We start from the raw sequence: 24,391 nt of genomic DNA on the forward strand, positions 1-24,391 counted from the left end.
CGATTGAATCTAAATATTATTTATTATTATTTAGTTTGACGAGAATTGATAATAATTTGAGCAATATTGTTAGGTACTTCATTATATTTTAAAAATTCCATAGAATAACAAGCGCGCCCTTGAGTTTGTGAACGTAAACTAGTAGCATAACCAAACATGTCTGATAAAGGAACTTGGGCGCAAATTATCTTCCCACCAATTGTAGAATTTTCTAAACCACTAATTATACCTCGGCGACGATTTAAATCTGCAATAACATCTCCCATATAATCTTCGGGTGTTTCAATTTCTACATGCATAATAGGTTCTAACAATACAGGATTGGCTTTCATAAATCCTTCTTTAAATGCTATAGACCCTGCTATTTTAAATGCTATTTCTGAAGAGTCAACTTCGTGATAAGAACCATCAAAAATAGTTACACAAATATCTACAATTGGATATCCTGCAAGAATGCCATTGCTTATTTGTTCTTGTACGCCTTTATCTACAGCAGGTATATATTCTTTAGGTACAGCACCTCCTACAATTTTATTTAAAAATTTATAATTTTCTTCGTCTTTTGTATGCATAGGTTCGATACGCAACCAAACATGACCGAATTGACCTCTACCTCCTGATTGGCGAATAAATTTACCTTCTTGTGTTACACTACTACGGATGGTTTCACGGTATGCAACTTGAGGTTTTCCTACGTTAGCTTCAACATTAAATTCTCTTCTCATACGTTCTACAAGAATTTCTAAATGCAACTCACCCATTCCGGCAATAATAGTTTGACCAGAGTCTTTATCAATCCATACACGAAACGATGGATCTTCTTGAGCTAGACGATTTAAAGCTAAACTCATTTTATCTTGATCTGCTTTAGTTTTAGCTTCGACCATTACAGAAATAACTGGTTCTGGAAATTCCATACGTTCAAGAATAATTGGTGAGGATGGGTCACACAAGGTATCTCCAGTATCGACATCTTTTAGACCAATAGCTGCAGCAATATCTCCTGCATGAACAGCTTTAATTTCTTCTCTTTTATTTGCATGCATTTGTACAATGCGACCGAATCGTTCACGTTTTTCTTTTATAGGGTTTAATACATTATCTCCAGAACTTACTACGCCTGAGTATACTCGAAAAAAAGTTAAGTTTCCTACAAATGGATCGGTAGCTATTTTAAATGCTAAAGCTGAAAACGGTTCATTATCATTAGCATGGCGTTTAATTTGAGTAGATCCGTCTTTTAATACACCTGTAATAGATGTTACGTCGCTTGGAGATGGTAAATATTCTACAACAGCATCTAACATTGCTTGTACTCCTTTATTTTTAAAAGCAGATCCGCATGTTACTAGTATAATTTCATTATTTAATACTCTTCGACGTAATGCTTGTTTAATTTCTTGTTCTGTTAATTGGTGTCTGTTGGACAAATATTTATCCATCAACTCTTCAGATTCTTCAACAGCAGATTCTATTAAATGCTTGTGCCATATATCTGATAATTCTATTAAATTTTCAGGTATTTTGCTGTAAACAAAAGTGACGCCTTGATCAGCTTCATTCCAATGAATCGCTTTCATTTTGATTAGATCGATAACTCCAGTAAATTTTTCTTCTGAACCTACAGCTAATTGAATAGGTACAGGATTAGCAAGCAATCTAGTTTTTAATTGTTCTACAACTCGTAGATAATCCGCGCCTACTCGATCCATTTTATTTATAAACGCAATACGTGGCACTTTATATTTATTTGCTTGACGCCATACAGTTTCAGATTGAGGCTGTACTCCGCCTACGGCACAGTAAATCATTACTGCACCGTCAAGTACACGCATAGAGCGTTCTACTTCAATGGTAAAATCAACATGTCCTGGAGTATCTATTATATTAATACGGTGTGAGTCGAATTGATTAGCCATACCTGACCAAAAACATGTAGTAGCTGCAGACGTAATTGTTATTCCTCGTTCTTGTTCTTGTTCCATCCAGTCCATAGTTGCAGAACCAGTATGTACTTCTCCAATTTTATGATTTACACCTGTATAAAACAAAATTCGTTCAGTTGTAGTAGTTTTTCCAGCGTCAATATGTGCGCTTATTCCAATATTACGATACCGTACAATCGGTGTTACACGAGTCATTAATATCCTCAATAATATTTGTTATTATTTCAACAGTAATGTCTATTATATTTGAAAAATACTGTTTCTAAGTGATTTTAAGTATATTTAAGATAAATAAGACTTAATAGTCGAATAATTGTTAAGAGTTTTTAAAATTAAATGATATCATATTTTGTGTATATTAGTATGATTGAGATGCAATTACCAACGATAATGAGCAAAAGCCTTATTGGATTCTGCGATACGATGTATTTCTTCACGTTTTTTAACAGCATGTCCTTTGCCTTCTATAGCATCTAAAAATTCATTTGCTAAACGTAACTCCATAGAGTTATCATTTCTTTTGCGAGCAGCTTCAATAATCCACCTCATTGCTAGAGTATTTCTACGTACAAGACGAACTTCTACTGGTACTTGATAAGTAGAACCTCCAACACGTCTAGATTTTACTTCTACAATTGGACGTACATTATTTATAGCTATTTCGAATGTTTCTAAACAATCTTTATTTGATCGTTTGAATAGAATATCTAACGAGGAATATACTATTGTTTCTGCAATAGATTTTTTCCCGTTTAACATTAATAGATTGATAAATTTTGCTAATAGATCGGATCCAAATTTTGGATCCGGGAGAATATTTCGTTTTATAACGACGCGACGGCGTGGCATGAATTATAATTCCTCTTTAATTAATTGATATCATATATAAACATAAAATTAACTGTTATAGTATTACAATTACGGTTGACTGATTGTGCCTTATGTTTGAAACTTAACTTAAGTCAAAAAATAAAAAAGGGAACCGTCATATTTTTTGGTATATTATTATTTTGGTTTTTTTGTTCCATATTTAGAACGACTTTTCTTACGGGAGTTAACTCCTGCGCAGTCAAGAGCTCCACGAATGACATGATATCGGACACCTGGTAGATCTTTAACACGCCCACCTCTAATTAAAATTGAAGCATGTTCCTGTAAATTGTGACCTTCCCCTCCAATATAGGAAGTCACTTCTAATCCATTAGTTAAACGCACACGACATACTTTTCGTAATGCAGAATTTGGTTTTTTTGGAGTAGTAGTGTATACGCGGATACATACTCCTCTTTTTTGTGGACAAGATTCTAATGCTGGCACATTACTTTTAAAAGTTTTTGCAGTTCGTGCGTTACGAACGAGTTGATTAACTGTTGTCATTTTCAAAATCTCCGATATTTTTATGATCGAAACTATTTTAAATATATGTAACTTAAGTATTACTTAAACGCAAGAGCAGTGTACGATGCTGTTATTTTTAAATTACTAGTTAAAGTAGAATTATATCATATTTACTATAATTATCCACCCAGTTTAATATCTAAATATAGAATCATTTAAATATGAAAATGTATTTACAACACATTTATTTTTCAATTTAACTATTGAGAAATTAACATATAAGAATTTTCATTATTTACAATAAATAGAAGAGAAAATGTTATCATCAATAATGATAATATAGTTACTTAATTACACGATATAGTAACAGCATAATATTTGATTCTAACATTATTCTATTTTATTTTTTAAATTCAACATTTCTTGCTAAGATGAGAGGTTTTGGACTGTTTTATTATTTTTTATTTATAATGCTATTGTGGCTGTCATATGAACAGAAATTAGTAGATTGAACAAATTATAAGTTTTGTTAATTTTCATCTGATTATATAAAATGAAAAGCAAGATAATTTATGATTAAAGTATAGACATACATGCGATTTATAGTGAATTATATATCGCAAATAACCATCTTCTCGGTGTTTAGTAGATAATTCCGGTAAGAGCGAGGGAAACAATAGAAATAAACAAAATAAATTTGATAAATAACGATTTCATAATTTTTTACCTTTTTAAAGACAGTTCTATTTTAATACGATGACAGTATATTGCATGATTATTAATTTTTAGTGTATTTAATTTATTAATAATAAATATTAGTTTATGTATATTAAGACACATACATAATATATTTGTTTAAATATATTATGTATGTGTCTTAATATTAGAGTTACCTTGAGCATTTTATATGAGTGTAACTTTATCAAAAATTTTTATAAATAATAATGGTAAAAATAAGATATTTGAAAATAAATACTGATTATTCTAATATAAACAGACAAGATTTAAAGTAGTGCAATGTAAATTACATTTAATAATTTTAAACCTAATTTTTTTTAAATGAATATTAAAAAGTTATTGATTTCTGTGTGCCTATATAAATTATATTCTGCCATTTTTTATACAATTGTATATTTACTGTCATTAAATTTTTATAATGTTTTTTATCAGAGTATTATGTATTGTATACATACACAAAATTTTATTGAAATTAGTAATTGATATACTTTTGCTATTGTTTTATATAACACGATATTTTCATATATAATGCTTGTAATTAATTCATATTTATAGAGTAAATTTATTACTTGTCTTCATGAATAAATTTAATATTGAAGATTAGTGTAGTTTATTAGTATCTGAATAAATTTCAGAATAAAATGCATAAATTGTGTATAGTATATAATAATTTTAAAAATAAAATATTATGTTATGCATTATTAAAATATGATATGTAAAATTATCATAAATAAAAATAATTTTTATTTTAATTTATAATTATAAAATATTTAATTTAATTAAAAGTTGTTTTTATCTTTTTATTATCATGAACGATTAAGAAAAACTGAAACTTAAAAATTTATTACTATATGCTTCATGCTATATCATCACATAATGATATGTGTATTGTTGTGCATTTTATGTATTATCAAAATTATTGTTGTTTTACTGTATAATGTGTATATGTATTATTGACCGGAATAGATATGGTGTCACACTAAAATTTTATATAAATTGATTATAAAATACATGTTTTATTGTTTATATATATAGTAATAACAAATGCAAAGATATGTTTATTATTTTGTAATATATTTTATGTTCTTATTGTATAAAGAGCACAAGGAAATATTTTTGTGGTTGTAATAATGAGGGTTTTTTGTAAAACTATAAAATTAATTAAAAATTTTATAATATATAATTATATGTAAAATTACATACTAATTTTTAATGGTTGATGATTAATTGTTTTATTATTTATTTAATTTGCATAAAACAATTAATCTGATTGTATTATATCAATATTTAATATGTATTAAATATTGATATAATGGCTTATGTTTGTGTGAAAAAACAAACATAAGCCATTTTAGTATTAATTTTTAATGAATTTACTTAATTTTAATTTTAATACTTCATGAAGTTAGCTAGGATACGATGTCCTTGTTCACTTAATATACTTTCTGGATGGAACTGCACGCCTTCTATAGCTAATTCACGATGGCGTATTCCCATGATTTCACTATATTGATTTATGATTGGTATGTGTTGTGTTATTACTCCATGCGGTTACTTCTAAGCAGCTTGGAATAGTATTTGCATCTATTACTAAGGAATGATATCGCACTACATTTAAAGGTTGTATGACTTTAGTAAATATTCCACTTTTGTTATGATGAATTAAAGAAGTTTTCCCATGCATTATTTTTTGTGCATATTTTAACTTAGCTCCGAAAAATTGGGCTATAGCTTGATGACCAAGGCATACTCCAAGGATAGGTATTTTATTATGAAAATAATAAATTGCATCTAAAGAAATACCAGCATCATCTGGAGTGCCAGGTCCAGGAGAAATCACTAAACGTTTGGGAGATAGCTGTTCAATATCTAGGATACTCAAAGTATCGTGTCTTCTGACTTCTACTATACCACCCATTTCTTGAAAGTATTGATAAAGATTCCAAGTGAAGGAATCATAGTTATCAATAATAAGAATTTTATTCATTATAAATTTATCATGCTATTTTATTTTTAATGAATTATATACAATAATTTTTTCTTATGTTTATGTTTTATAATTAATGTGACATAATAACATTATTAAATATTATGTGTATTTTGATTTATAATCAAAATAAAATTTTTGTTATTTTAAAAAATAATAATTTCGATAAAATACCAGAATTAACTATTTATAATTAATATTGAGTAAACCCATTGCTTTATGTACCCTTTGTAAGGTGATATTAGCACGTTTTCGCGCTTTTTCTGCTCCCATATATAGTATATAGCGTAACTTATCTTCATTAGCACGTTCAGTGTAATAACGTTTTTGTAATTTTGTCAACATCGATGATATTGATTGAATGACTTCATTTTTTAAATAAAAATATGGTTTTTTTTTAAACAATTTTTCTAAATACTTTATTGGTTGTTCATTTATTCCAGAAAGAATCTCTAGTAAATTAGAAATACCAGGTTTATTAATGGGATCATATTTAATCATTGGAGGGTTATCAGTATCGGTAACAGCGCGTTTGATTTTTTCTGATATAGTATTAATATCGTCTAAAAGAGTAATAATATTATTAGAATTATTATCTGATTTAGACATTTTTTTATTTGGTTCTAATAAAGACATGATACGAGAGCCATATACAGGAATACATATTTCTGGAATTACAAAAATTGTACCATATTTATAATTAAAACGTTTAGCGATATTACGTGTTAATTCTAAATGTTGTTTTTGATCTGAGCCTACTGGAACTAAATTGGTTTGATATAATAGAATGTCTGATGCCATTAGCACTGGATAGTTAAATAAACCGATATTAATACTTTCTTTTTGTTGTGCTAATTTTTCTTTGAATTGATTCATACGATTTAGTTCTCCAAAATATGTATAACAATTCAATAACCAGTTTAATTGACTATGTTCTGGAACATGGGACTGAATAAATATGGTACTATTATTCGGGTCAATACCACACGCTAAATATAAAGCTAGTGTATCTAATGATGTTTTATTTAACTGACGTAAATTATTGTAGTTTGTAGCTGAATGTAAATCTACTATGCAATATATGCATTGATAATTATGTTGCATTTTGACCCATTGACGTATCGCCCCGATGTAGTTTCCAATAGTCAGTCGACCTGATGGTTGAGCTCCACTAAACACAATTGGTTTATTTATATGACTATTTTCCATAGTTTTTAAAATGAAATAAACAATATATTACTATATTAAGATTTATATAAAATATAAGTTGTATATTAATGTAAGTTTGCAATCATATGAAAAGCATAACTGTAAAATAAGACTATTCTATAGATATTAGAATATCAAATAATACTTACCTGAAATAGAAAAACTATTTAATAAATATGATATTTCTTTTAATTTTTTGTTTAATAAATAATCTAATTAGTGTTTTTATTATTGATTCGATAGAATAGAGCGAACCATGTGTATGGTTTCGTAGTAATTTGGAGACCTAAAGATAGCTGATCCCATAATGAATGTGTTTGCGCCAGCTTCTAAAATTGAACGTATATTTTTTATATTAATTCCTCCATCCACTGCTAAATCAATATTATGGTTGGCATTGTCTATTAATTTGCGTGTTTGACTTATTTTGTTTAAAATCATAGGGATAAATGATTGTCCGCTAAATCCAGGGTTTACTGACATTAATATAATCATATCAATTTTATGCATCACATATTCCAAATAATTGAGAGTAGTGCTAGGGTTAAAAACTAATCCCGCTTTACATCCATGTTCTTTAATTAGTTGTAATGATCGATCAATATGTTTTGTTGCTTCTGGATGAAAACTGATATACGTTGCGCCAACAGAAGCAAAATCTGATATTAATCGATCTATTGGCTTCGCCATTAGATGGACATCAATAGGGATACTAATTCCATAATTACGTAATGATTGTAATACCATGGATCCTATGCTTAAATTAGGAACATAATGATTATCCATAACATCAAAATGTAACAAATCTGCACCAGCAGATATGACATTAGTTACATCTTCTCCCAGTTTGGCAAAATTAGCTGACAAAATCGATGGAGCTATTAAAAAGCGTTTCATTGAAATTTCCAATTAAAAATTATAATGCTACAAATATAAATTAATTTAAATAAATAAATTTTTATATTTATTAATTTTTATTTTAAATGAACTAAATAATAATCCAATTCTGATTGAGGTTATATTGCTATTTTTGTGTCAACAGTATCTTTATATATATTTATGTACTATATAAATAAGGATAAAAATTTTGTTTTAACTACAAGTATCTTCGATAGATAGAGATACTAACTCATGATTTACATTAAAAATAGTCTTTACACATCCTATGGAGACAGGTAAAACTAAATTAAGTTGTCCTGATATCGATTTTTTGTCACGTGTCATATATTTTAAATAATTTTTTGGTGTCATTTCTTTTGGGCCGTGTATAGGCAGCCTAGCGCGCATTAATAACTGTTTTATACGTTCTGCGGCGCTGTAACTAAGTTGTCTTAAACGCAAAGCAGTATTTGTTGCTAACATGATACCTGCTGCTACAGCCTCGCCATGAGACCATTGTTTATAATTTAAATATGATTCAATAGCATGACCATAAGTATGCCCAAGATTAAGCGAGCTTCTAATACCTTGATCATATTCATCAATTGAAACTATAGATGCTTTTAATTCGCAACAACGACGAATACAATACATTAGAGATGGTACATTTAAAATTAATAAATTGTCTAAATTAGATTCCAACCAATTAAAAAAATCAGAATCAAGAGCAACGGCATACTTAATTATTTCAGCTAATCCAGAAGAAAACTCTTTTACAGTTAATGTATTTAAGACATCTAAATTGATAATAACAGCATTAGGTTGGTGAAAGGCTCCAATCATATTTTTTCCAAGCACATGATTGACCCCAGTTTTTCCGCCAATAGATGCGTCTACTTGTGCAAGCAACGTTGTTGGGACTTGAATAAAACGTATCCCGCGTTGATATGTAGCAGCAGCAAATCCAGTTATATCTCCGATAACACCACCACCAAGCGCAATAAGTATTGTACTGCGATCATAATTTTGTGTTAATAATTTAGTGAATATTTTATTTAATGTTATTAAAGTTTTATTTTTTTCCCCATCTGGTAAAATTAGTTGATCAGTGATAATACCTGCATGAGCTAGTAAATTACATAATACATTTAAGTAAATTGGCGCTACTCGATCATTGGTGATTAACACTACTTTATCGCCAGCATGCAGCGACCAAAAGGATGAAAAATGATTAAATAACTTGTCTGAGATGATAACTGGATAGCTTCGTTTGTGTAATTTTACGATAATTTTTTCCATAAGAAAATTATAATAACTTTTAATAATGAATCACTAATATAGGATTTTGGGTGTTATATAGTGCTCTGGTTACGAAAAATAATAATTTTATTAACGACAATTCTAATGTTTTGTTCGTCAGTGGATATGCTTATATCTGCAATTTCTTCGTATAGCGGATTTCGTTCTTTAGCTAAAATTTCTAATAATTCTCGAACATTTTCTGATATTGATGATGTTCTTAATAACGGGCGTCTTTTATCGTGTTGTGTTCGAATTAATTGTTTTTCAATAGTTGTTGTTAAATATATCACTAACCCACGAGTAGCAAGATTATTTCGTGTTATGCTAGATTTAATAGAACCACCTCCAGTAGCTAATATAATTCCCTGTTTTTTTGTTAGTTCATTGATAATTTTTTCTTCACGATCACGGAACCTAACTTCTCCCTCCACATCAAAAACCCAACTAATATTTGCACCAGTACGAGTTTCTATTTCTTGATCAGAATCAAAGAATTCCATGTTTAATTGATTTGCTAATTGACGGCCAATGGTACTTTTTCCGGCCCCCATAGGTCCAATCAAAAAAATATTATGTTTTTTTAATATATTTTTATTATATGAAAGTAACTGCTTCATCGTATATATTTCGTCGCTGTGTATTAAGATCCAACTGATCTAGAAGTATACAATATAAAATATGAAGTACTTTATTACCGTGGTTTTATAAATATACGTTTGGTATATGATAATGTACTGATTATGATAATGTTATTAATTGTTTGATATATGATAACACGCTACCATTGTAATACAAATATTTATTCGAATACAATACGGAAACTTATTACTTATTATAGTATGCAATAAAATTAATGATCAATATATAAGTATATATTAAATATAGGTATATATGTTGGGTTTAGTTTCGCGTCGACAATGCTTATATATAAAAAATAAATATTATTTTTATTTAGTTTTTATAAATACATGTATAAAATTAAGTTATTTTTTTTGTAAAGATGATTTTTATTTAAATTTTGGTAATTATTATATTTAGTATGTTAAAAATATAGCAGATCATCTCATGTTGTGTGGAGATAAGTAATGTATTTAAAATATCGTATATATATATTTTCATATTTTTATGACTAATACAATATCAATAATTACAATTATTGATATTGTATTATATGTGATTTTATATAAAAATACGAAAATTAATATTCATTATTAGCCTACATATTATTACATCTGTAAGTTACAGATATATGTGTTAATTTAATTAAATATATAATAATAAAAAATTGTTTATATGTTGTGTGCTTTGCTCTAATTTAGTGCACTTATAATCTTAAGATATGTAGTTCTAATAATTATAGATAATTTTTAAAAATTATAACTAAATTATTTTACTATAAAGTGAAATTAGTTTCTCAAAAAATGAGATAGGATGTGATCTAATTCTTAATCATTAAAATTTAACATTAAAATTTATTTCTTATTTTTTGTTGATTATACATTGTGATAGACATTTTTATTTATTTAGAATGAATTGAGTTTTTAGGAAGTAAGTTATAATACGTAATATCTATGTAGTGTTTTATGTTAGTAAACACCGTAGTTTATTTCTACATAATAAATATCATAAATTTTGTATTAATAAATCTAATGATTTGTAAATATTTTACTATTATTGTTTCTATTTTAGATGACTAATTAGATAGTAAACAGATATAATTGTACTTTATTTTGTGTTGTCTATTTTTAATGAATAGTAAATTATTTTAAAATACTGAATATCTAAATGTATATATGATTATTTGAAGTTTGTATAAATTTGCTGTCTTTATATTATTTGATATTTTGAAATAAATTTATTGGAATAATTTTAAAAAATTTATTTATATAGTTTAAAAATTTTTAATTGTATTAAACATATAGAGTATATTAATTGTACGTTATGTATATAAATATAATTTAATTATCAATGCTAAAAAATAGCAATATATATTGAACATATATAAAAATATATATAAACTTGATGCAAGTGGTTTTGTGTAAAAATAAAAATTTTTAGTATTTTTATATTATTTAATAATATTGGTGTATATCATAAAATGATTAATGTAACTTCTGGAGCGCAAGAACATTTTGTCAGAATTTTAAAGAACAAAAACCCAGGAACTCAGATACGAGTATTTGTAGTTGATCCAGGTACTGTTCACGCAGAGTGCGGTATTTGTTTTTGTTCACCAGAACAATTCAAATCCAGTGATATGATCATTGAATTTGAATTGTTCTCTATACATGTAGATCGGTCGTGTATTTCTTTACTTAAAGATGCACGAATTGATATTATAGTTAATGACTTAGGCCATCAGCTTACTATTAAGGCCCCTAACATTACTAAAAAATACAATGATACAGAAGAAAGTATGAACAGTGCTTCATTAGAAGACAAAGTAAGACATGTATTACAATTTCGTATTAATCCGCAATTAGAGATGCACGGCGGTAGTGTATCTTTAGTACATATTACTAAAGATCTGTTAGCTGTTATTAAATTTTATGGCGGATGTAATGGATGTGCGATGGCTAGTTATACTATAAAAGAAGGTATAGAAACTACTCTAAAAAACCTATTTCCAGAATTAAAAGGAGTTCTGGATATTACTCAACATCAACATGACATACATTCTTATTATTAAATATAAACATTTTATTATTTAATTTAAAAATATTTAACTACAGTAGTTGTGGTATTTATTATGTAATTGTTATCTATTTAATATTTTGAATATTTATAGTTTGTTGTTTTTACGTTTGTTCTCGATATCATGTTTTCGCTAATTGTAGAATGATATTGTTATTTTTAGTGAAATCTATAGTAGTTGCCGTAGCATCCTTCTTAATGGTTCAGCCGCTCCCCAAAGTAACTGATCCCCCACGCTAAAAGCTGCGATATGTTTGTTGCTTGCATGCAATTTGCGTAATCGACCGATTGGTATTTTGAGTGTTCCGGACACCATTATAGGAGTTAAGTTTTCTAGTGATTGTTTCATATCATTTGGAATAACTTCCACCCATTCATTATGTGACTGAATGAGTTCTTCTATTTCCGTAAGGCACATATTTTTCTTAAGTTTTAAGATGAATGCTTGACTATGACAACGTAATGATCCAACACGCACACATAAACTATCTACTGTTATACTCTCGGAAGTATTGAGAATTTTATTAGTTTCTGCTTGACCTTTCCACTCTTCTTGAGTTTGGCCGTCACACATATAATTACCAATCCATGGAATAACGTTGCCTACTAAAGGAACTTTAAAACAATCTACTAATAAAGAATCAGTTCTGCTAAATTTAGTAATTGCATGTTCAATATCTAGAATCGTCGTAGTAGAGGATGTTAAGAAATCAGTTACTGTATTATACACTTGACCCATTTGTATTAATAGTTCCCGAATGGCGCGCGCTCCGTATCCAGAAGCTGCTTGATAAGTAGACGCAAAAACCCATTCAATTAAATTTTGAGAAAATAATCCACCTAAAGACATTAACATTAAACTAACAGTACAATTGCCGCCTATAAATGTTTTAATGCCATTATTTAGACTTTTTTCTATGAATACTTGATTGACAGGATCTAAAATAATAATTGCATCATCATTCATTCTTAAAGACGAAGCGCTATCAATCCAATAACCCGCCCATCCAGTTTTTCTTAATATTGGATAAATAATATTACTATATGCGCTACCTTGACATGTAATGATAATATCTAAGGAGTTAAGAAGCTCTATATCATAGGCATCTTGTAAAAATAGTTCTTGTTTTCCTTGAATGTTTGGAGCGTGTTTTCCTATTTGGGACGTAGAAAGAAACGTTGAGTGAAAATAGTCAAAGTCACTTTCTTCTTGCATACGATTCATTAATACCGAACCTACCATGCCTCTCCAACCAACAAACCCAATGTTTTTCATTGTTAATCTCTCAATTATTAAGTGTTGTCATCAAAACATATGTATTGTGAGTATTGTAATATATTGAACATTTATTAAAAATATGCTGTATATTGAAAATTATTTATACATAGTGTATAGCACGTATACGTTATAAGTAATACGGTATGATGATACGTTTATGATAATATTTATAATTTACTTTATAAAAAGCATGATGTATATAAAATATAAATAACTATTAGGAAAATAATAATGAATGAAATGATATCAGCTACAGTTTTGTTATTTTTAATTATGGATCCTATTGGAAATTTACCAATTTTTATGTCGATATTAAAAGGTTTAGAACCAAAACGGCGTCAAATTATAATAATTCGAGAGATGGTGATTGCTTTATTATTAATGTTAGGATTTTTATTTGTTGGAGAACATATTTTAACTTTTCTTAATTTGCACACAGAAACAGTTTCTATTTCTGGCGGTATTGTTTTATTTTTAATTGCTATAAAAATGATATTTCCTTCAGAAGAAGGAAGTAATACGGGTGTTTCAGAAGGAGAAGAACCTTTTTTAGTTCCACTTGCTATTCCTTTGGTTGCAGGTCCTTCGATTTTAGCAACGTTACTATTATTATCCCACCAATATCCTCAGCAAATTGATTTGTTAATTTTATCATTGATTATTGCCTGGGGGTTATCCATGTTAATTTTGATGTTGTCTAATATATTTTCTCGTTTATTAGGAAACAAAGGTATCGGTGCTTTAGAGAGATTAATGGGTTTGTTGTTAGTAATGATTTCTACTCAAATGTTACTTGATGGAATACATAGTTATTTATGCACATGATTATTAAAATTGTTGTGTACTATAAAGTACATTATACTATTTTTAGTATTGGTTGCAGTTTTTTACAGATTATTTCAAATTCATTAATGATAGATATTTTTAAAAATTAAACGAAAAATAAAATTATAAAAGTTTAATTTTGTTACATTTATAAAATAATAGTTTTTATATAAATTTATAATTTAATATCTTAAATTAATTTTTTGATAAAATATGTTATATACAGGATATATTAATATAATATAAACGTAATACATACATTTATATTATATTAATATAAGTTAGTCGTTTGAATATATAAATATTTTTATTAATTGATTAAATGATAGTCGTAATTTTAATGTAAAATGTTATTTTTAATGAGAGATTATAGTTAATATTATTAATATAGATATAAAAGATCATGTATGTTTGATATACCCTTAAGAAAACTAGTGTTTTGTAGTGTATAAAGGATATTACCTTATAGGTTGTTATAGAATGTTGATTAAAAAACAATTATTTTATTAGAGGCATATTAGGTAACTTATTGAGATAAAGACGTTTTAAATAATGGGGAACTGCATCATTTTTATTACTTCCAATAATTTCTAATAATGGAAGTGTATCTTTTAGTCGTTGTTGTGCGTTACTCATTATACATCCTTTTCCTGTCATTGATAACATTTCTTGGTCGTTCATACCATCACCAAATGAAATGCAATCCTTGAGTTGATATCCTAGTAATTTAACTACTTTCGCTAAAGCATGACCTTTAGAGACTCCACCCGGCATTACTTCCAAGCATGTTGGAAGCGAAAAACTAATATTAACATAATGACTCCATCGTGTGTTTAATTCCTTTTCCAAGGATAACAACCGTTGGTAATTATTACTAGTAAAATATACTTTACAAATCTTGTCCAAAGGTAACGTATCTTTCTGATAAACACAGTAATTAGATTCATATTTGTTAGTCAAATAATTTTGATCTGATACTGATCGATTGATCAACCACTGATCGTTGTGGAAAACATTAGTAATAATTTCAGAATCATAATGTGCTATGGATAGCAGGTCAGATACAATTGCTGTCTCTAAATTATAAGAGTCAATTAGTTTTCCATCAGCATTGTGTATTCTAGCTCCATTAGAGGTAATCATATAGGCGTTAATTTTTAAATTATCACGGATTTCCATGACACTTGTGTGATGTCGGCCGGTAGCAAAAACAAAATGAATTTTATTATCAGTTAATAGTTGCAGAATCTTTTTAGTGAAATGTGTTAATCGGTGACTTGGTGTTAGCAGGGTGCCGTCTAAATCAGACACAACAATGCGAAACATCTATACCTCGCTTTATTGTTTTATTAAAATTTTGCAGTGATAATAACGATTATACACCAATAATTACAATATGATATTAATAAAAATTTGATATATATAATAATAAATATTATTTTTAAACATTGATTTATTACACGTGTTCTTTAATAATATTCTTATTTGAGTAATATAAGATTCTTCTGTGAAGATAGATTTTAGAAATATTTAATTTATTAAATTTATATTATTTGTAACATTTTATAAACAGTATTATTGTAGTTGTTAATTATTTATAACCAATTTTTATATTTAAAATAGATATACGGAGCTAATCCTGCTAAAATCATCAAGATAATGGCACTAGGATAACCAAATGACCACTGTAGTTCTGGCATAAATTCAAAATTCATTCCATAACTAGATGCTATTAAAGTTGGAGGTAAAAAAACTACTGAAAAAATTTTTATGATTCTATTTTGCTCGATATTAATAAATCCCATTGCTGATTGGGTTAAAGAACTAATCTGATGAAATACATATTCATTATGAGGTAGTAATAGTGCAATGTCGCTCAAAATTTCCTTAGCATATTGTTGTTGTGTTATGGGTAGTTTTACTTTACGTATTAAAAATTTTATTGCTCTTTCAGAATCTAATAAATTAACACGAATTTTCCAGCCCATGTTTTCCAATACAGCTAAATCAGAAAGCGCATGATCATATTCATCAATTTGTTGTCCATTCATGATGACAAAACTTAATGTTTCTAAAGTGGAGTAAATATGCTCTATTTTGTTTGCTAGATCATCAATTTTTACTTCAAATAAATTTAATAATAATTCATAGGCATTTCCATCTATTAATAAATGGTTATGCAAATATTGTTGATATGTATAAAATACTGGAAATTCTTCTTTGCGTGAAGTGAATAGACATCCATTATATATGGTAAAGGATACAATAGAGTTATTTATTTGTTCTCTTTCATTATATGAAAAGAAAAAAGAACGGATATGCAGCCCATTTTTATCTTTAAAAAAACGTATAGTTTTGTTGATATCTTTTAGTTTAAAAAAATTTATTTTTTGGTGCAACAATATATTTTGTATATAATTGTATTCATCGTTATTTGGATTTATTATATCTACCCAAATAATATTGTTTAAAAATGATATTTTTTCTTTTTCATTAACACGGAGTAAATGATTATTTTTTAATTGAAATATGTTAAACATATATCATTTTTTCCTTAACGGATATAACACTCGAATACATTAGATCACAATAATTAAAATTAGATAATAAATAGTTATTCTCCCTATATAATTTTTGTAATGATCTATTGCAACATAGAACAATTACAAGAACTGTGGCTAGGTATTAAGTATCAAATATCTATAACGATTCAAATAACTTGTAGGAACTTATCTATTTGATTACATAATATAATTATTATGATAGTGCATTAAATTTTCAGTAAATATTCTTCATAATGAAAGTATTATAAATCAAATTTACAGAGATTGTATGCGTGCACAATCATTCCTAAGTATAAAAGGACTGTCAATATTTTTAGTTTTTAATGAAAATAAAGCGTATAGATATATTTGTATTATATAATAATTCAACAGAATTAGGATATTAACTTTCAGAAAATTTAATACGACAGAAACATAAATTTATAAAAATAGTAACACGTATTTTTAATAAGAAATACTAAGACACTTCTAAACAATCTGTTGGTAATTCGTTAACAAATCTAGATGGTGATTGGATTATTATCTCTTTTCCATAGATATGACGAGTTTCTGAATAACTAATTGTTAATTTATGCATAGCGCGTGTGATACCGACATAAATTAATCTACGTTCTTCTTCTAATAGTTCTTTGTTAGTTAAAGCAATGTAACTTGGGCAAATGCCTTCTTCTAGACCTACAATAAATACTTGAGAAAATTCCAATCCTTTTGAAGCATGTAGCGTCATTAATTGCACTGCATCTACATGTGAATTAGATAAATTTTCTTCAAATTCTAAGGAAATATATGATAAAAATTGTTGTAATGGAGATTCATATGTTGTTGATTCTAATAAAACATCATATTGTTTGCTCATTGTAATTAACTCTTGAATATTGTGTATATTATCATGATACGTTGGTATCAATGTTTTTTCTTCATATGCACTCCATAATCCGACTTGCTTAATAATATAATAGATTTGTTCGTGTAAAGGTGATATGGTTAAAATTTGTTTTTTTAATGAATCTATTAACGTAATAAATTTTTTTAGAGCAATAGCAGATTTTCCTTTGATAATCTCTTTGTGTAAAATAAATAAGCTACTTTCCCATAAACTTAAGTGATTTAAATTAGCGTGTTTATTTATATTTTCTAAAGTACGTGGTCCAATTCCTCTATTAGGTGTATTAATTATTCGCATATAAGCAATATTATTATTTTGATTAGTAACAAATTTTAAATAAGCTATGATGTCTTTAATTTCTTTGCGCTCAAAAAACTTTATTCCTCCATATATTTGATGAGGCACATTTTTTTTCAATAGAATTTCTTCCAGTAAACGAGATTGAAAATTGTTTCGATATAATATAGCGCACTCATTGAGTGAACCATGTTTTTTTTTCCAATTTATTAGATTGTTTGCCACAAATAAAGCTTCATCTGCTGCGTTAAAAGCACAGTAAACAGAAATTGCATCTCCTTTGTTTTCTTGTGTCCATAGTTTTTTTTTTAGACGTGTGTTATTTTTACAAATAAGAGCGTTAGCAGCTTTCAAAATATTATTAGTAGAACGATAATTTTGTTCTAATGTAATAATTCGTACATTTTTAAAATCTTCTAAAAATCTTTGAAAATTTTTTACTTGCGCTCCTCTCCAACCATAAATAGATTGATCATCATCACCAACAATCATTAAATTATTGTTTTCTCCTGATAATAGACATAACCAATCATATTGTATTTTATTAGTATCTTGAAATTCATCTACTAAAATATTAATAAATCGTTGTTGATAATAATGTAAAATATTTGGATAATTTAAACATAGCATATATGCGCGTTCTAATAATTCATTAAAATCTACTAATCCAGAACGGTGACATATATCACGATAAGACCGATAAAGTCGTATCCATGTCATTTTTATTGAATTATTATTGATATTAGTATTTTGAATTTCTGAAATTTTATTTTTTTCTGTATTAATATAATGCATAGCCTGATGCACGTTGTATTTTTTTTCATTTAAATTAAGCGAACGTATTAATTGTTTTAAAAGTCGAATTTGATCATTCTTATCAAGAATTTGAAAATCTTTTGGTAAATTTGCATGTATATAATGAGTTCGTAACAAATGATTTGCTAATCCATGAAAAGTACTGATCCACATATCACTTTTTTTTTGAACACCAATTAAGGATTGAACCCGATTACGCATGACCAAAGCAGATTTATTGGTAAAAGTTACCGCCATTATTGACCATGGTGTGCATTTTTTTACTAATTGCAGCCAGGCAATGCGATTCACTAATACTCGAGTTTTTCCGCTTCCGGCTCCAGATAATACCAATATATTTTTGTCGTTAGAAGTAACTGCTTCTTTTTGTTTATCATTTAGTTGGTTAAGAATATTAGAAATATTCATAAAATATTGAAATATATGCTTATAATAATTATTATAAAATATGTTATTAATACAACTATTAATGTTATAGTAAGTATGTTAATGATATTAACTTGGAAATTTTTAAATGTGGCAACAATTTTATATCTATTGAGTAAAATTGATCTGTGTTGTATTGATTGACCCAACAGGCTTGCATTCCAGAGAGCATCGCTCCTTTTATATCTGTTTGCAAGTCATCTCCTACATGTAGAATATTTTTACAAGGCAATCCAAAATGTTTTGAAGCTAAATAATACATATCTGCATATGGTTTAGCTCGACCATTAATCCCAGCACGTAGTATATATTGAAAATATGGTTGTAACCCACAGGTAATAGGATTTGCATTGCCATTAGTAATTGCAATTAATGGCCACTTAGTATTTAATGCAGATAATGTGTTATGAGTACTAAGAGGTATATTAATTTTATTGCGCCAACGTATAATAATTTCCATAGCATAATCAGCTCCTGCTTGTGCTTCATTTTTATTTAATCCTGCCTGAAGCAAAGTTATTTTTAAAGATTTCCAACGCCAATAATTTACATCATGATAAATGTCTGGTTCTATAATTTTAAGTATTTTACGTGCCCGGCAATAGTCGGTTTTTTTTATTTTAGACAACGCGGGATGATATTGTTGTAAAAATAATACTGATTGTTCTTCAGCTTGATTCATGATCGAATAATTGTTGTACAATGTATTATCTAAATCTAAAGTTATAGCATGAAAAGGGCGTAACACGCGATAAAAATGCATAAATTATACCTTTAATATAAATTAAAGTATTAATTGATATAGTATTTGTATTTTTATCAATTAATAAGTACATATATTTAATTATACAAACAATATAGTTCTGTACATCATTCTGAGTTTATACATCAATATATCCATCATATACGTATGATGTTGATCCAGTCATATATAATGGATTTCCTATACCTGTCCAATTTATTGACAAAGTACCCCCGGGCAATACTACGTTTACTGTTTCACATAACAGCTTTTGTTGAATGCCTATAGCTACAGCTGCACAGGCGGCAGTTCCACAGGCCTGAGTTTCTCCTACCCCTCGTTCGTATACTCGTAATCGGATCTTGTTACGATCAATAATCTGCATAAAACTTACATTGACTTGTTCTGGAAAACAATGATGATTTTTTAATGTTGATCCTAATAAATTAACTTGGACGGTTTCTATGTTTTCAACTAAAATAACACAATGAGGATTGCCCATAGATACTATACCACATAATATTGTTTGTGTAGGCAAAAATAAAATGTAAGTTTTTTGATATTGTGATGCATAAAATGGGACAAGCTTTGGATCAAATATTGGTGGACCCATGTTGACAGATATATGATTGTCATCCATTATAGATAGGACTATATGATGAGTGCGAGTGCTAATGTGAATATTTCGTTTGTTAGTTAATTTTTTTAAGTAAACAAATTGCGCAAAACAACGAATACCGTTTCCGCATTGATTGACTTCTGTTCCATCTGCGTTATAAATTCTGCAATGGAAATCTATTGCTGGATCATAAGGGGGTTCTACTATTAGCAATTGATCAAATCCAATTCCGTAATATCGGTTTGATAGATATTTTATATTTTTAGTAGTGAGATATATATTTTGTGTTATAGCATCTATAATAACAAAATCATTACCCAATCCATTCATTTTTGCAAATCTCATATTTGCCTCATATAATATCAACGAATAAAATTAAATATGTATCGTTAACTTTTCAAAATAAGTTTATTAAACTAAATTGTTTATATATTTTCATAATAGTGAATATATTAATTTAATTTCTATTAAATAAAAATTAAATTAATGTCATTGTATCTTAATAATTGATAAAAATATATGTTTATTAAAAACATTACGATTAATTTATAAAAATATGATGTTTATTTAAAACAGAGTATCTTTTATGTTTTAAAAATAAGACTAATAATATTTTAAATAATTTAAAAAATTAATTTTATTTTTAAAGTAATGCAAATGATACTATCAATTTATATTGATAATTAATGTATTAAAAATATTTAAATGTTATTTTTATTCTTAATTAATAATTAAGGTATTATAATATAAATAGATAAATTAGTTTTGTACTAAATACCATTAATAATGGTATAGCATGCTTTTTTATTATAAATCTTTGTAAAAAGAGATATGAATATAAAATTCATAATGTAAATATAGTAATATTGCAATATTTTAGATAATAATCTGAAGAAAGAATTTGTTTTATACAATTAATTATATTAATTCTTCTAATTCATCTATCTTAAAATATTAAGATTACATAGAATTAAAATTTAAGATTAGCATATTATTTTTGTTATTTAGTTTATAAAATAATTACAAGTATATTAATTAATTAAAAGATTATATGTTTTATTTTTAACATAATTAAAATGATAAATACTAGAGTTTTAAGGATTGCTACGCGAAAAAGTCGATTGGCTATTTGTCAAGCTCAATATGTTTGTAATGAATTGAAGCGCTATCATCCAGATATACAAATAGAGCTAATGCCTATTGTAACAACAGGAGACAAATTTTTAAATAATGTTTCAAAGAAAAAAATTAAAAAAGGTGCATTTATTAAAGAATTAGAATATGCATTAGTAGATTTTCGTGCTGATATTGCCGTGCATTCTATGAAAGATGTTACAGCACCTTTACCAGCTGAGTTAATTCTTCCAATTCTATGTGAACGAAATGATCCGCGTGATGCTTTTGTTAGTTTAAAATATTCTAATATAGATATGTTGCCTATTGGCGGTACAATAGGAACATCAAGTTTACGTAGACAATGTCAAATACGCGCTCAACGTCCAGATTTGATAATAAATAACTTACGAGGCAATATAGATACTAGATTAAAAAAATTACAGTATGATCAATATGATGCAATCATTTTAGCTGTAGCTGGATTGAATCGATTAAAATTAAATGAGTATATTCGTGTTCATATTGATCCATCTGATCTATTGCCAGCTATGGGGCAGGGCACTATAGCTATAGAATGTCGTTCAGATGACACTGATGTTTTATCGTTGTTATTACCTTTATATCATAGGGAAACGTCATTACGTATTAAAGCAGAACGTGCTGTTACTACTTATTTAGAAAGTTATTGTCAATTACCAATTGCTAGTTATGCTGAAATTGAAGGAGATCAAATATGGTTGCGTGCACTTATTGGATTGCCTGATGGAAGTAAAATTACTCGTACTGAAGGGCGAGCGCCTTTAGATCAAGCAGAAAACCTGGGATTCATTCTTGCTGAAGATTTATTAATTCAATTTACAAAGTAATATATTTTACAATTAATGTTTATTAATGAAATTTAATGTAGTTAAGTATGAGCATTTTAATCACTCGACCGTCTCCATATGGGGAGAAGTTAGTAAATAAATTACTTTCTATTGGAAAAATCGCACATCATTTGCCATTAATTTGTTTTTCTACGGGAAGAACGCTGTCTTTTTTGGAACAACGATTAAATCTACTTTCTGCAGGTGATTTATTGTGTATTGTATCGCAGAATGCAATTAAATATGCCCACGATCAGTTACTTAGTATGGGAATACCTTGGCCTACTAAATTAGTATATTATTCTATTGGTCGCGCAACTAGCATAAAGATGTATGAATTGTCAGGAATTACTTCAAAATATCCTAAAGATAAAGAAACAAGTGAAAATTTATTACAATTACCTGAATTAATTTATAGTTATGGAAAACGTGTTCTTATTTTGAGAGGTAATAATGGACGTACTGTTTTAGACGATACTCTTCAGAAAAGAGGAGCGTTAGTTTTATCTTGTGAATGTTATCGTAGACAATCGTTGCAATATAATGGAGAGGAGCAATCATGTAGGTTGTTAGAACTGAATATTAAAACGGTAGTAGTTACTTCTGGAGATATACTAAAACAGTTGTATTATTTAATTCCTAAATTTTATCGCACATCTTGGCTAATACGATGTAGGCTTATAGTGGCAAGTTTGCGTTTGGCTAAATTAGCTAAAAATTTGGGTTGGACAGATATTATTGTTGCATATTCAGCAAACAATGATGTACTGACTCATATTTTAATTAAAAACTCTTAATATTATGGTATGGAATATTAAATTCAGATTAAAATAATATGCTTTAATTAAAAAATATAAATTTTAGGAAATATAACAGAGAAATATTTAAAAATTCTCATATAGTTTATTATGAGAGTCGGCGAGAGAGGATTCGAACCTCCGACTTCCTGGTCCCAAACCAGGAGCGCTACCAAGCTGCGCCACTCGCCGATAATTTATTAAATTTTATGTAGGTTTTTTGTGTATTTTATATTCTGTCTACTAATATCTGAGTCTGATAATTAACTGATTTATTGTGCATAGTGGTAATTATTTTTGCGAAGGAAGGGGTTTGAACCCTCACGTCTCTGTAAAGACACTAACTCCTGAAGTTAATGCGTCTGCCAATTCCGCCACCTTCGCTTAGTGTTGGTTTTATTTTATTTTTTAAATGGGTGATTGATGGGATTCGAACCCACGACTACTGGAACCACAATCCAGAGCTCTACCGACTGAGCTACAATCACCACAGATCAATCCTAATTTTTTTATATAAATTTCAATAGATCAATGCGTCCGACAGGATTTGAACCTGAAACCTTTGTCTTCGGAGGACAATACTCTATCCAATTGAGTTACGGACGCACTGATTCAGCGTATATATATTTTAATTTATCTTTGCGCTAAATAAGATACGTTTAATTAGTTAAATGTAGTTTATTTTATATAAAAAACAATATTTAATTCAATATTACTACTTAAAATAACATAAAAATAAGTATTTTATAAAAACGAAAAGTCTATTTTATAGTTTTGGGTGCTCCTTTAAAATCATTTATGCGATATAGTTAAAATTTTATTTAAAAATCTGAATAGAATAAATTAAAAAACATAACAGTATCCACATATCCTATATTAGTTTAAAAATTAATTAATTATCATTTATATGTAAATATATTATTAATATTATAATTTTTTATATTATTTTTTATGCTACTTTAATACTTTTTTAAAATGAGTGATTGCATAAGATTCATGCATCTACCAATACTATATTCATAGTGTATAATATAAAAACGCAAATAGCTCTTAAATAAGTTTTAT

The 24,391-nt window shown here is 27.6% G+C and carries 17 protein-coding genes, 4 tRNA genes and 1 pseudogene; 4 read left to right on the plus strand and 18 right to left on the minus strand.

Annotated elements, in window-relative coordinates; translation table 11 throughout:
* Positions 1-26: 26 nt before the first annotated feature.
* From fusA to aroK, 8 genes and pseudogenes are all read right to left on the minus strand, one after another.
* The gene (gene fusA, locus M9400_RS00395; RefSeq protein WP_250232477.1) at positions 27-2,141 is read right to left on the minus strand and encodes an elongation factor G; all 2,115 of its coding nucleotides are present in this window, start codon (positions 2,139-2,141) and stop codon (positions 27-29) included.
* 183 nt (positions 2,142-2,324) lie between these two features.
* Entirely contained in the window at positions 2,325-2,795 is a 471-nt protein-coding gene (gene rpsG, locus M9400_RS00400; protein WP_250232478.1) for a 30S ribosomal protein S7, read from the minus strand.
* Positions 2,796-2,951: 156 nt separating this feature from the next.
* On the minus strand, positions 2,952-3,323 hold the full coding sequence (gene rpsL, locus M9400_RS00405; RefSeq protein WP_250232479.1) for a 30S ribosomal protein S12: 372 nt from the start codon (positions 3,321-3,323) through the stop codon (positions 2,952-2,954).
* Between the two features lie 2,088 nt (positions 3,324-5,411).
* A pseudogene (locus tag M9400_RS00410) lies at positions 5,412-6,009 on the minus strand (anthranilate synthase component II).
* A 183-nt stretch (positions 6,010-6,192) separates the two neighbouring features.
* Positions 6,193-7,203 (minus strand): tryptophan--tRNA ligase, encoded by a 1,011-nt coding sequence (gene trpS / locus M9400_RS00415; RefSeq protein ID WP_250232673.1) that lies wholly within the window; start codon positions 7,201-7,203, stop codon positions 6,193-6,195.
* Between the two features lie 243 nt (positions 7,204-7,446).
* Positions 7,447-8,115 carry a ribulose-phosphate 3-epimerase gene (rpe, locus tag M9400_RS00420; RefSeq protein ID WP_250232480.1) on the minus strand — a complete coding sequence of 223 codons (669 nt, stop codon included), beginning with the start codon at positions 8,113-8,115 and terminating at the stop codon, positions 7,447-7,449.
* Positions 8,116-8,310: 195 nt separating this feature from the next.
* Entirely contained in the window at positions 8,311-9,396 is a 1,086-nt protein-coding gene (gene aroB / locus M9400_RS00425) for a 3-dehydroquinate synthase (protein WP_250232481.1), read from the minus strand.
* Between the two features lie 53 nt (positions 9,397-9,449).
* A complete protein-coding gene (gene aroK / locus M9400_RS00430; RefSeq protein WP_420022270.1) occupies positions 9,450-10,016 on the minus strand; it encodes a shikimate kinase AroK in 567 nt (188 codons plus the stop codon).
* A 1,481-nt stretch (positions 10,017-11,497) separates the two neighbouring features.
* On the opposite strand from aroK, the gene M9400_RS00435 reads away from it, so the two are divergent.
* Positions 11,498-12,088, plus strand: coding sequence for an NfuA family Fe-S biogenesis protein (locus M9400_RS00435; RefSeq protein WP_250232482.1), 591 nt, complete (start codon positions 11,498-11,500; stop codon positions 12,086-12,088).
* A 174-nt stretch (positions 12,089-12,262) separates the two neighbouring features.
* Here M9400_RS00435 and asd read toward each other — a convergent pair whose 3' ends face one another.
* The gene (asd, locus tag M9400_RS00440) at positions 12,263-13,369 is read right to left on the minus strand and encodes an aspartate-semialdehyde dehydrogenase (RefSeq protein WP_250232483.1); all 1,107 of its coding nucleotides are present in this window, start codon (positions 13,367-13,369) and stop codon (positions 12,263-12,265) included.
* Between the two features lie 234 nt (positions 13,370-13,603).
* Here asd and M9400_RS00445 point away from each other — a divergent pair, with 234 nt between their 5' ends.
* A complete protein-coding gene (locus tag M9400_RS00445) occupies positions 13,604-14,197 on the plus strand; it encodes a YhgN family NAAT transporter (protein WP_250232484.1) in 594 nt (197 codons plus the stop codon).
* A gap of 498 nt (positions 14,198-14,695) precedes the next feature.
* On the opposite strand, the gene yigL is transcribed toward M9400_RS00445, so the two are convergent.
* From yigL to dapF, 5 genes are all read right to left on the minus strand, one after another.
* Positions 14,696-15,523 carry a sugar/pyridoxal phosphate phosphatase YigL gene (yigL, locus tag M9400_RS00450; RefSeq protein ID WP_250232485.1) on the minus strand — a complete coding sequence of 276 codons (828 nt, stop codon included), beginning with the start codon at positions 15,521-15,523 and terminating at the stop codon, positions 14,696-14,698.
* A gap of 269 nt (positions 15,524-15,792) precedes the next feature.
* Positions 15,793-16,737: a magnesium/cobalt transporter CorA gene (gene corA, locus M9400_RS00455; RefSeq protein ID WP_250232486.1), complete on the minus strand. Its 945-nt coding sequence runs from the start codon at positions 16,735-16,737 to the stop codon at positions 15,793-15,795.
* Between the two features lie 481 nt (positions 16,738-17,218).
* Positions 17,219-19,168 carry a UvrD-helicase domain-containing protein gene (locus M9400_RS00460; protein WP_250232487.1) on the minus strand — a complete coding sequence of 650 codons (1,950 nt, stop codon included), beginning with the start codon at positions 19,166-19,168 and terminating at the stop codon, positions 17,219-17,221.
* 64 nt (positions 19,169-19,232) lie between these two features.
* Positions 19,233-19,949 carry a 5-amino-6-(5-phospho-D-ribitylamino)uracil phosphatase YigB gene (gene yigB / locus M9400_RS00465; protein ID WP_250232488.1) on the minus strand — a complete coding sequence of 239 codons (717 nt, stop codon included), beginning with the start codon at positions 19,947-19,949 and terminating at the stop codon, positions 19,233-19,235.
* A gap of 118 nt (positions 19,950-20,067) precedes the next feature.
* Positions 20,068-20,892 (minus strand): diaminopimelate epimerase, encoded by an 825-nt coding sequence (dapF, locus tag M9400_RS00470; protein WP_250232489.1) that lies wholly within the window; start codon positions 20,890-20,892, stop codon positions 20,068-20,070.
* A gap of 731 nt (positions 20,893-21,623) precedes the next feature.
* Between dapF and hemC the strand changes: the two genes are divergently transcribed.
* Positions 21,624-22,529 (plus strand): hydroxymethylbilane synthase, encoded by a 906-nt coding sequence (hemC, locus tag M9400_RS00475; RefSeq protein ID WP_420022271.1) that lies wholly within the window; start codon positions 21,624-21,626, stop codon positions 22,527-22,529.
* 47 nt (positions 22,530-22,576) lie between these two features.
* Entirely contained in the window at positions 22,577-23,326 is a 750-nt protein-coding gene (gene hemD / locus M9400_RS00480) for a uroporphyrinogen-III synthase (protein ID WP_250232490.1), read from the plus strand.
* A 118-nt stretch (positions 23,327-23,444) separates the two neighbouring features.
* On the opposite strand, the gene M9400_RS00485 is transcribed toward hemD, so the two are convergent.
* The 4 genes from M9400_RS00485 to M9400_RS00500 form a co-directional block, all read right to left on the minus strand.
* Positions 23,445-23,518, minus strand: a tRNA-Pro gene (locus M9400_RS00485).
* Between the two features lie 106 nt (positions 23,519-23,624).
* Positions 23,625-23,710 (minus strand) — tRNA-Leu (locus M9400_RS00490).
* Between the two features lie 31 nt (positions 23,711-23,741).
* Positions 23,742-23,814: transfer RNA gene (locus M9400_RS00495), tRNA-His, on the minus strand.
* A 44-nt stretch (positions 23,815-23,858) separates the two neighbouring features.
* Positions 23,859-23,932 (minus strand) — tRNA-Arg (locus M9400_RS00500).
* Positions 23,933-24,391 lie beyond the last annotated feature (459 nt).

Origin of the sequence: Blochmannia endosymbiont of Camponotus sp. (genome assembly GCF_023586085.1) — a bacterium.
Taxonomy (GTDB): domain Bacteria; phylum Pseudomonadota; class Gammaproteobacteria; order Enterobacterales; family Enterobacteriaceae; genus Blochmanniella.

Coding starts and splice junctions, on each gene's coding strand:
- hemC (WP_420022271.1), top strand. CDS start 21,624: ATGATAAATACTAGAGTTTTAAGGATTGCTACGCGAAAAAGTCGATTG.
- yigL (WP_250232485.1), bottom strand. CDS start 15,523: ATGTTTCGCATTGTTGTGTCTGATTTAGACGGCACCCTGCTAACACCA.
- aroK (WP_420022270.1), bottom strand. CDS start 10,016: ATGAAGCAGTTACTTTCATATAATAAAAATATATTAAAAAAACATAAT.
- yigB (WP_250232488.1), bottom strand. CDS start 19,949: ATGCATTTTTATCGCGTGTTACGCCCTTTTCATGCTATAACTTTAGAT.
- rpsL (WP_250232479.1), bottom strand. CDS start 3,323: ATGACAACAGTTAATCAACTCGTTCGTAACGCACGAACTGCAAAAACT.
- dapF (WP_250232489.1), bottom strand. CDS start 20,892: ATGAGATTTGCAAAAATGAATGGATTGGGTAATGATTTTGTTATTATA.
- corA (WP_250232486.1), bottom strand. CDS start 16,737: ATGTTTAACATATTTCAATTAAAAAATAATCATTTACTCCGTGTTAAT.
- M9400_RS00435 (WP_250232482.1), top strand. CDS start 11,498: ATGATTAATGTAACTTCTGGAGCGCAAGAACATTTTGTCAGAATTTTA.
- aroB (WP_250232481.1), bottom strand. CDS start 9,396: ATGGAAAAAATTATCGTAAAATTACACAAACGAAGCTATCCAGTTATC.
- M9400_RS00445 (WP_250232484.1), top strand. CDS start 13,604: ATGAATGAAATGATATCAGCTACAGTTTTGTTATTTTTAATTATGGAT.
- fusA (WP_250232477.1), bottom strand. CDS start 2,141: ATGACTCGTGTAACACCGATTGTACGGTATCGTAATATTGGAATAAGC.
- rpsG (WP_250232478.1), bottom strand. CDS start 2,795: ATGCCACGCCGTCGCGTCGTTATAAAACGAAATATTCTCCCGGATCCA.
- M9400_RS00460 (WP_250232487.1), bottom strand. CDS start 19,168: ATGAATATTTCTAATATTCTTAACCAACTAAATGATAAACAAAAAGAA.
- hemD (WP_250232490.1), top strand. CDS start 22,577: ATGAGCATTTTAATCACTCGACCGTCTCCATATGGGGAGAAGTTAGTA.
- rpe (WP_250232480.1), bottom strand. CDS start 8,115: ATGAAACGCTTTTTAATAGCTCCATCGATTTTGTCAGCTAATTTTGCC.
- asd (WP_250232483.1), bottom strand. CDS start 13,369: ATGAAAAACATTGGGTTTGTTGGTTGGAGAGGCATGGTAGGTTCGGTA.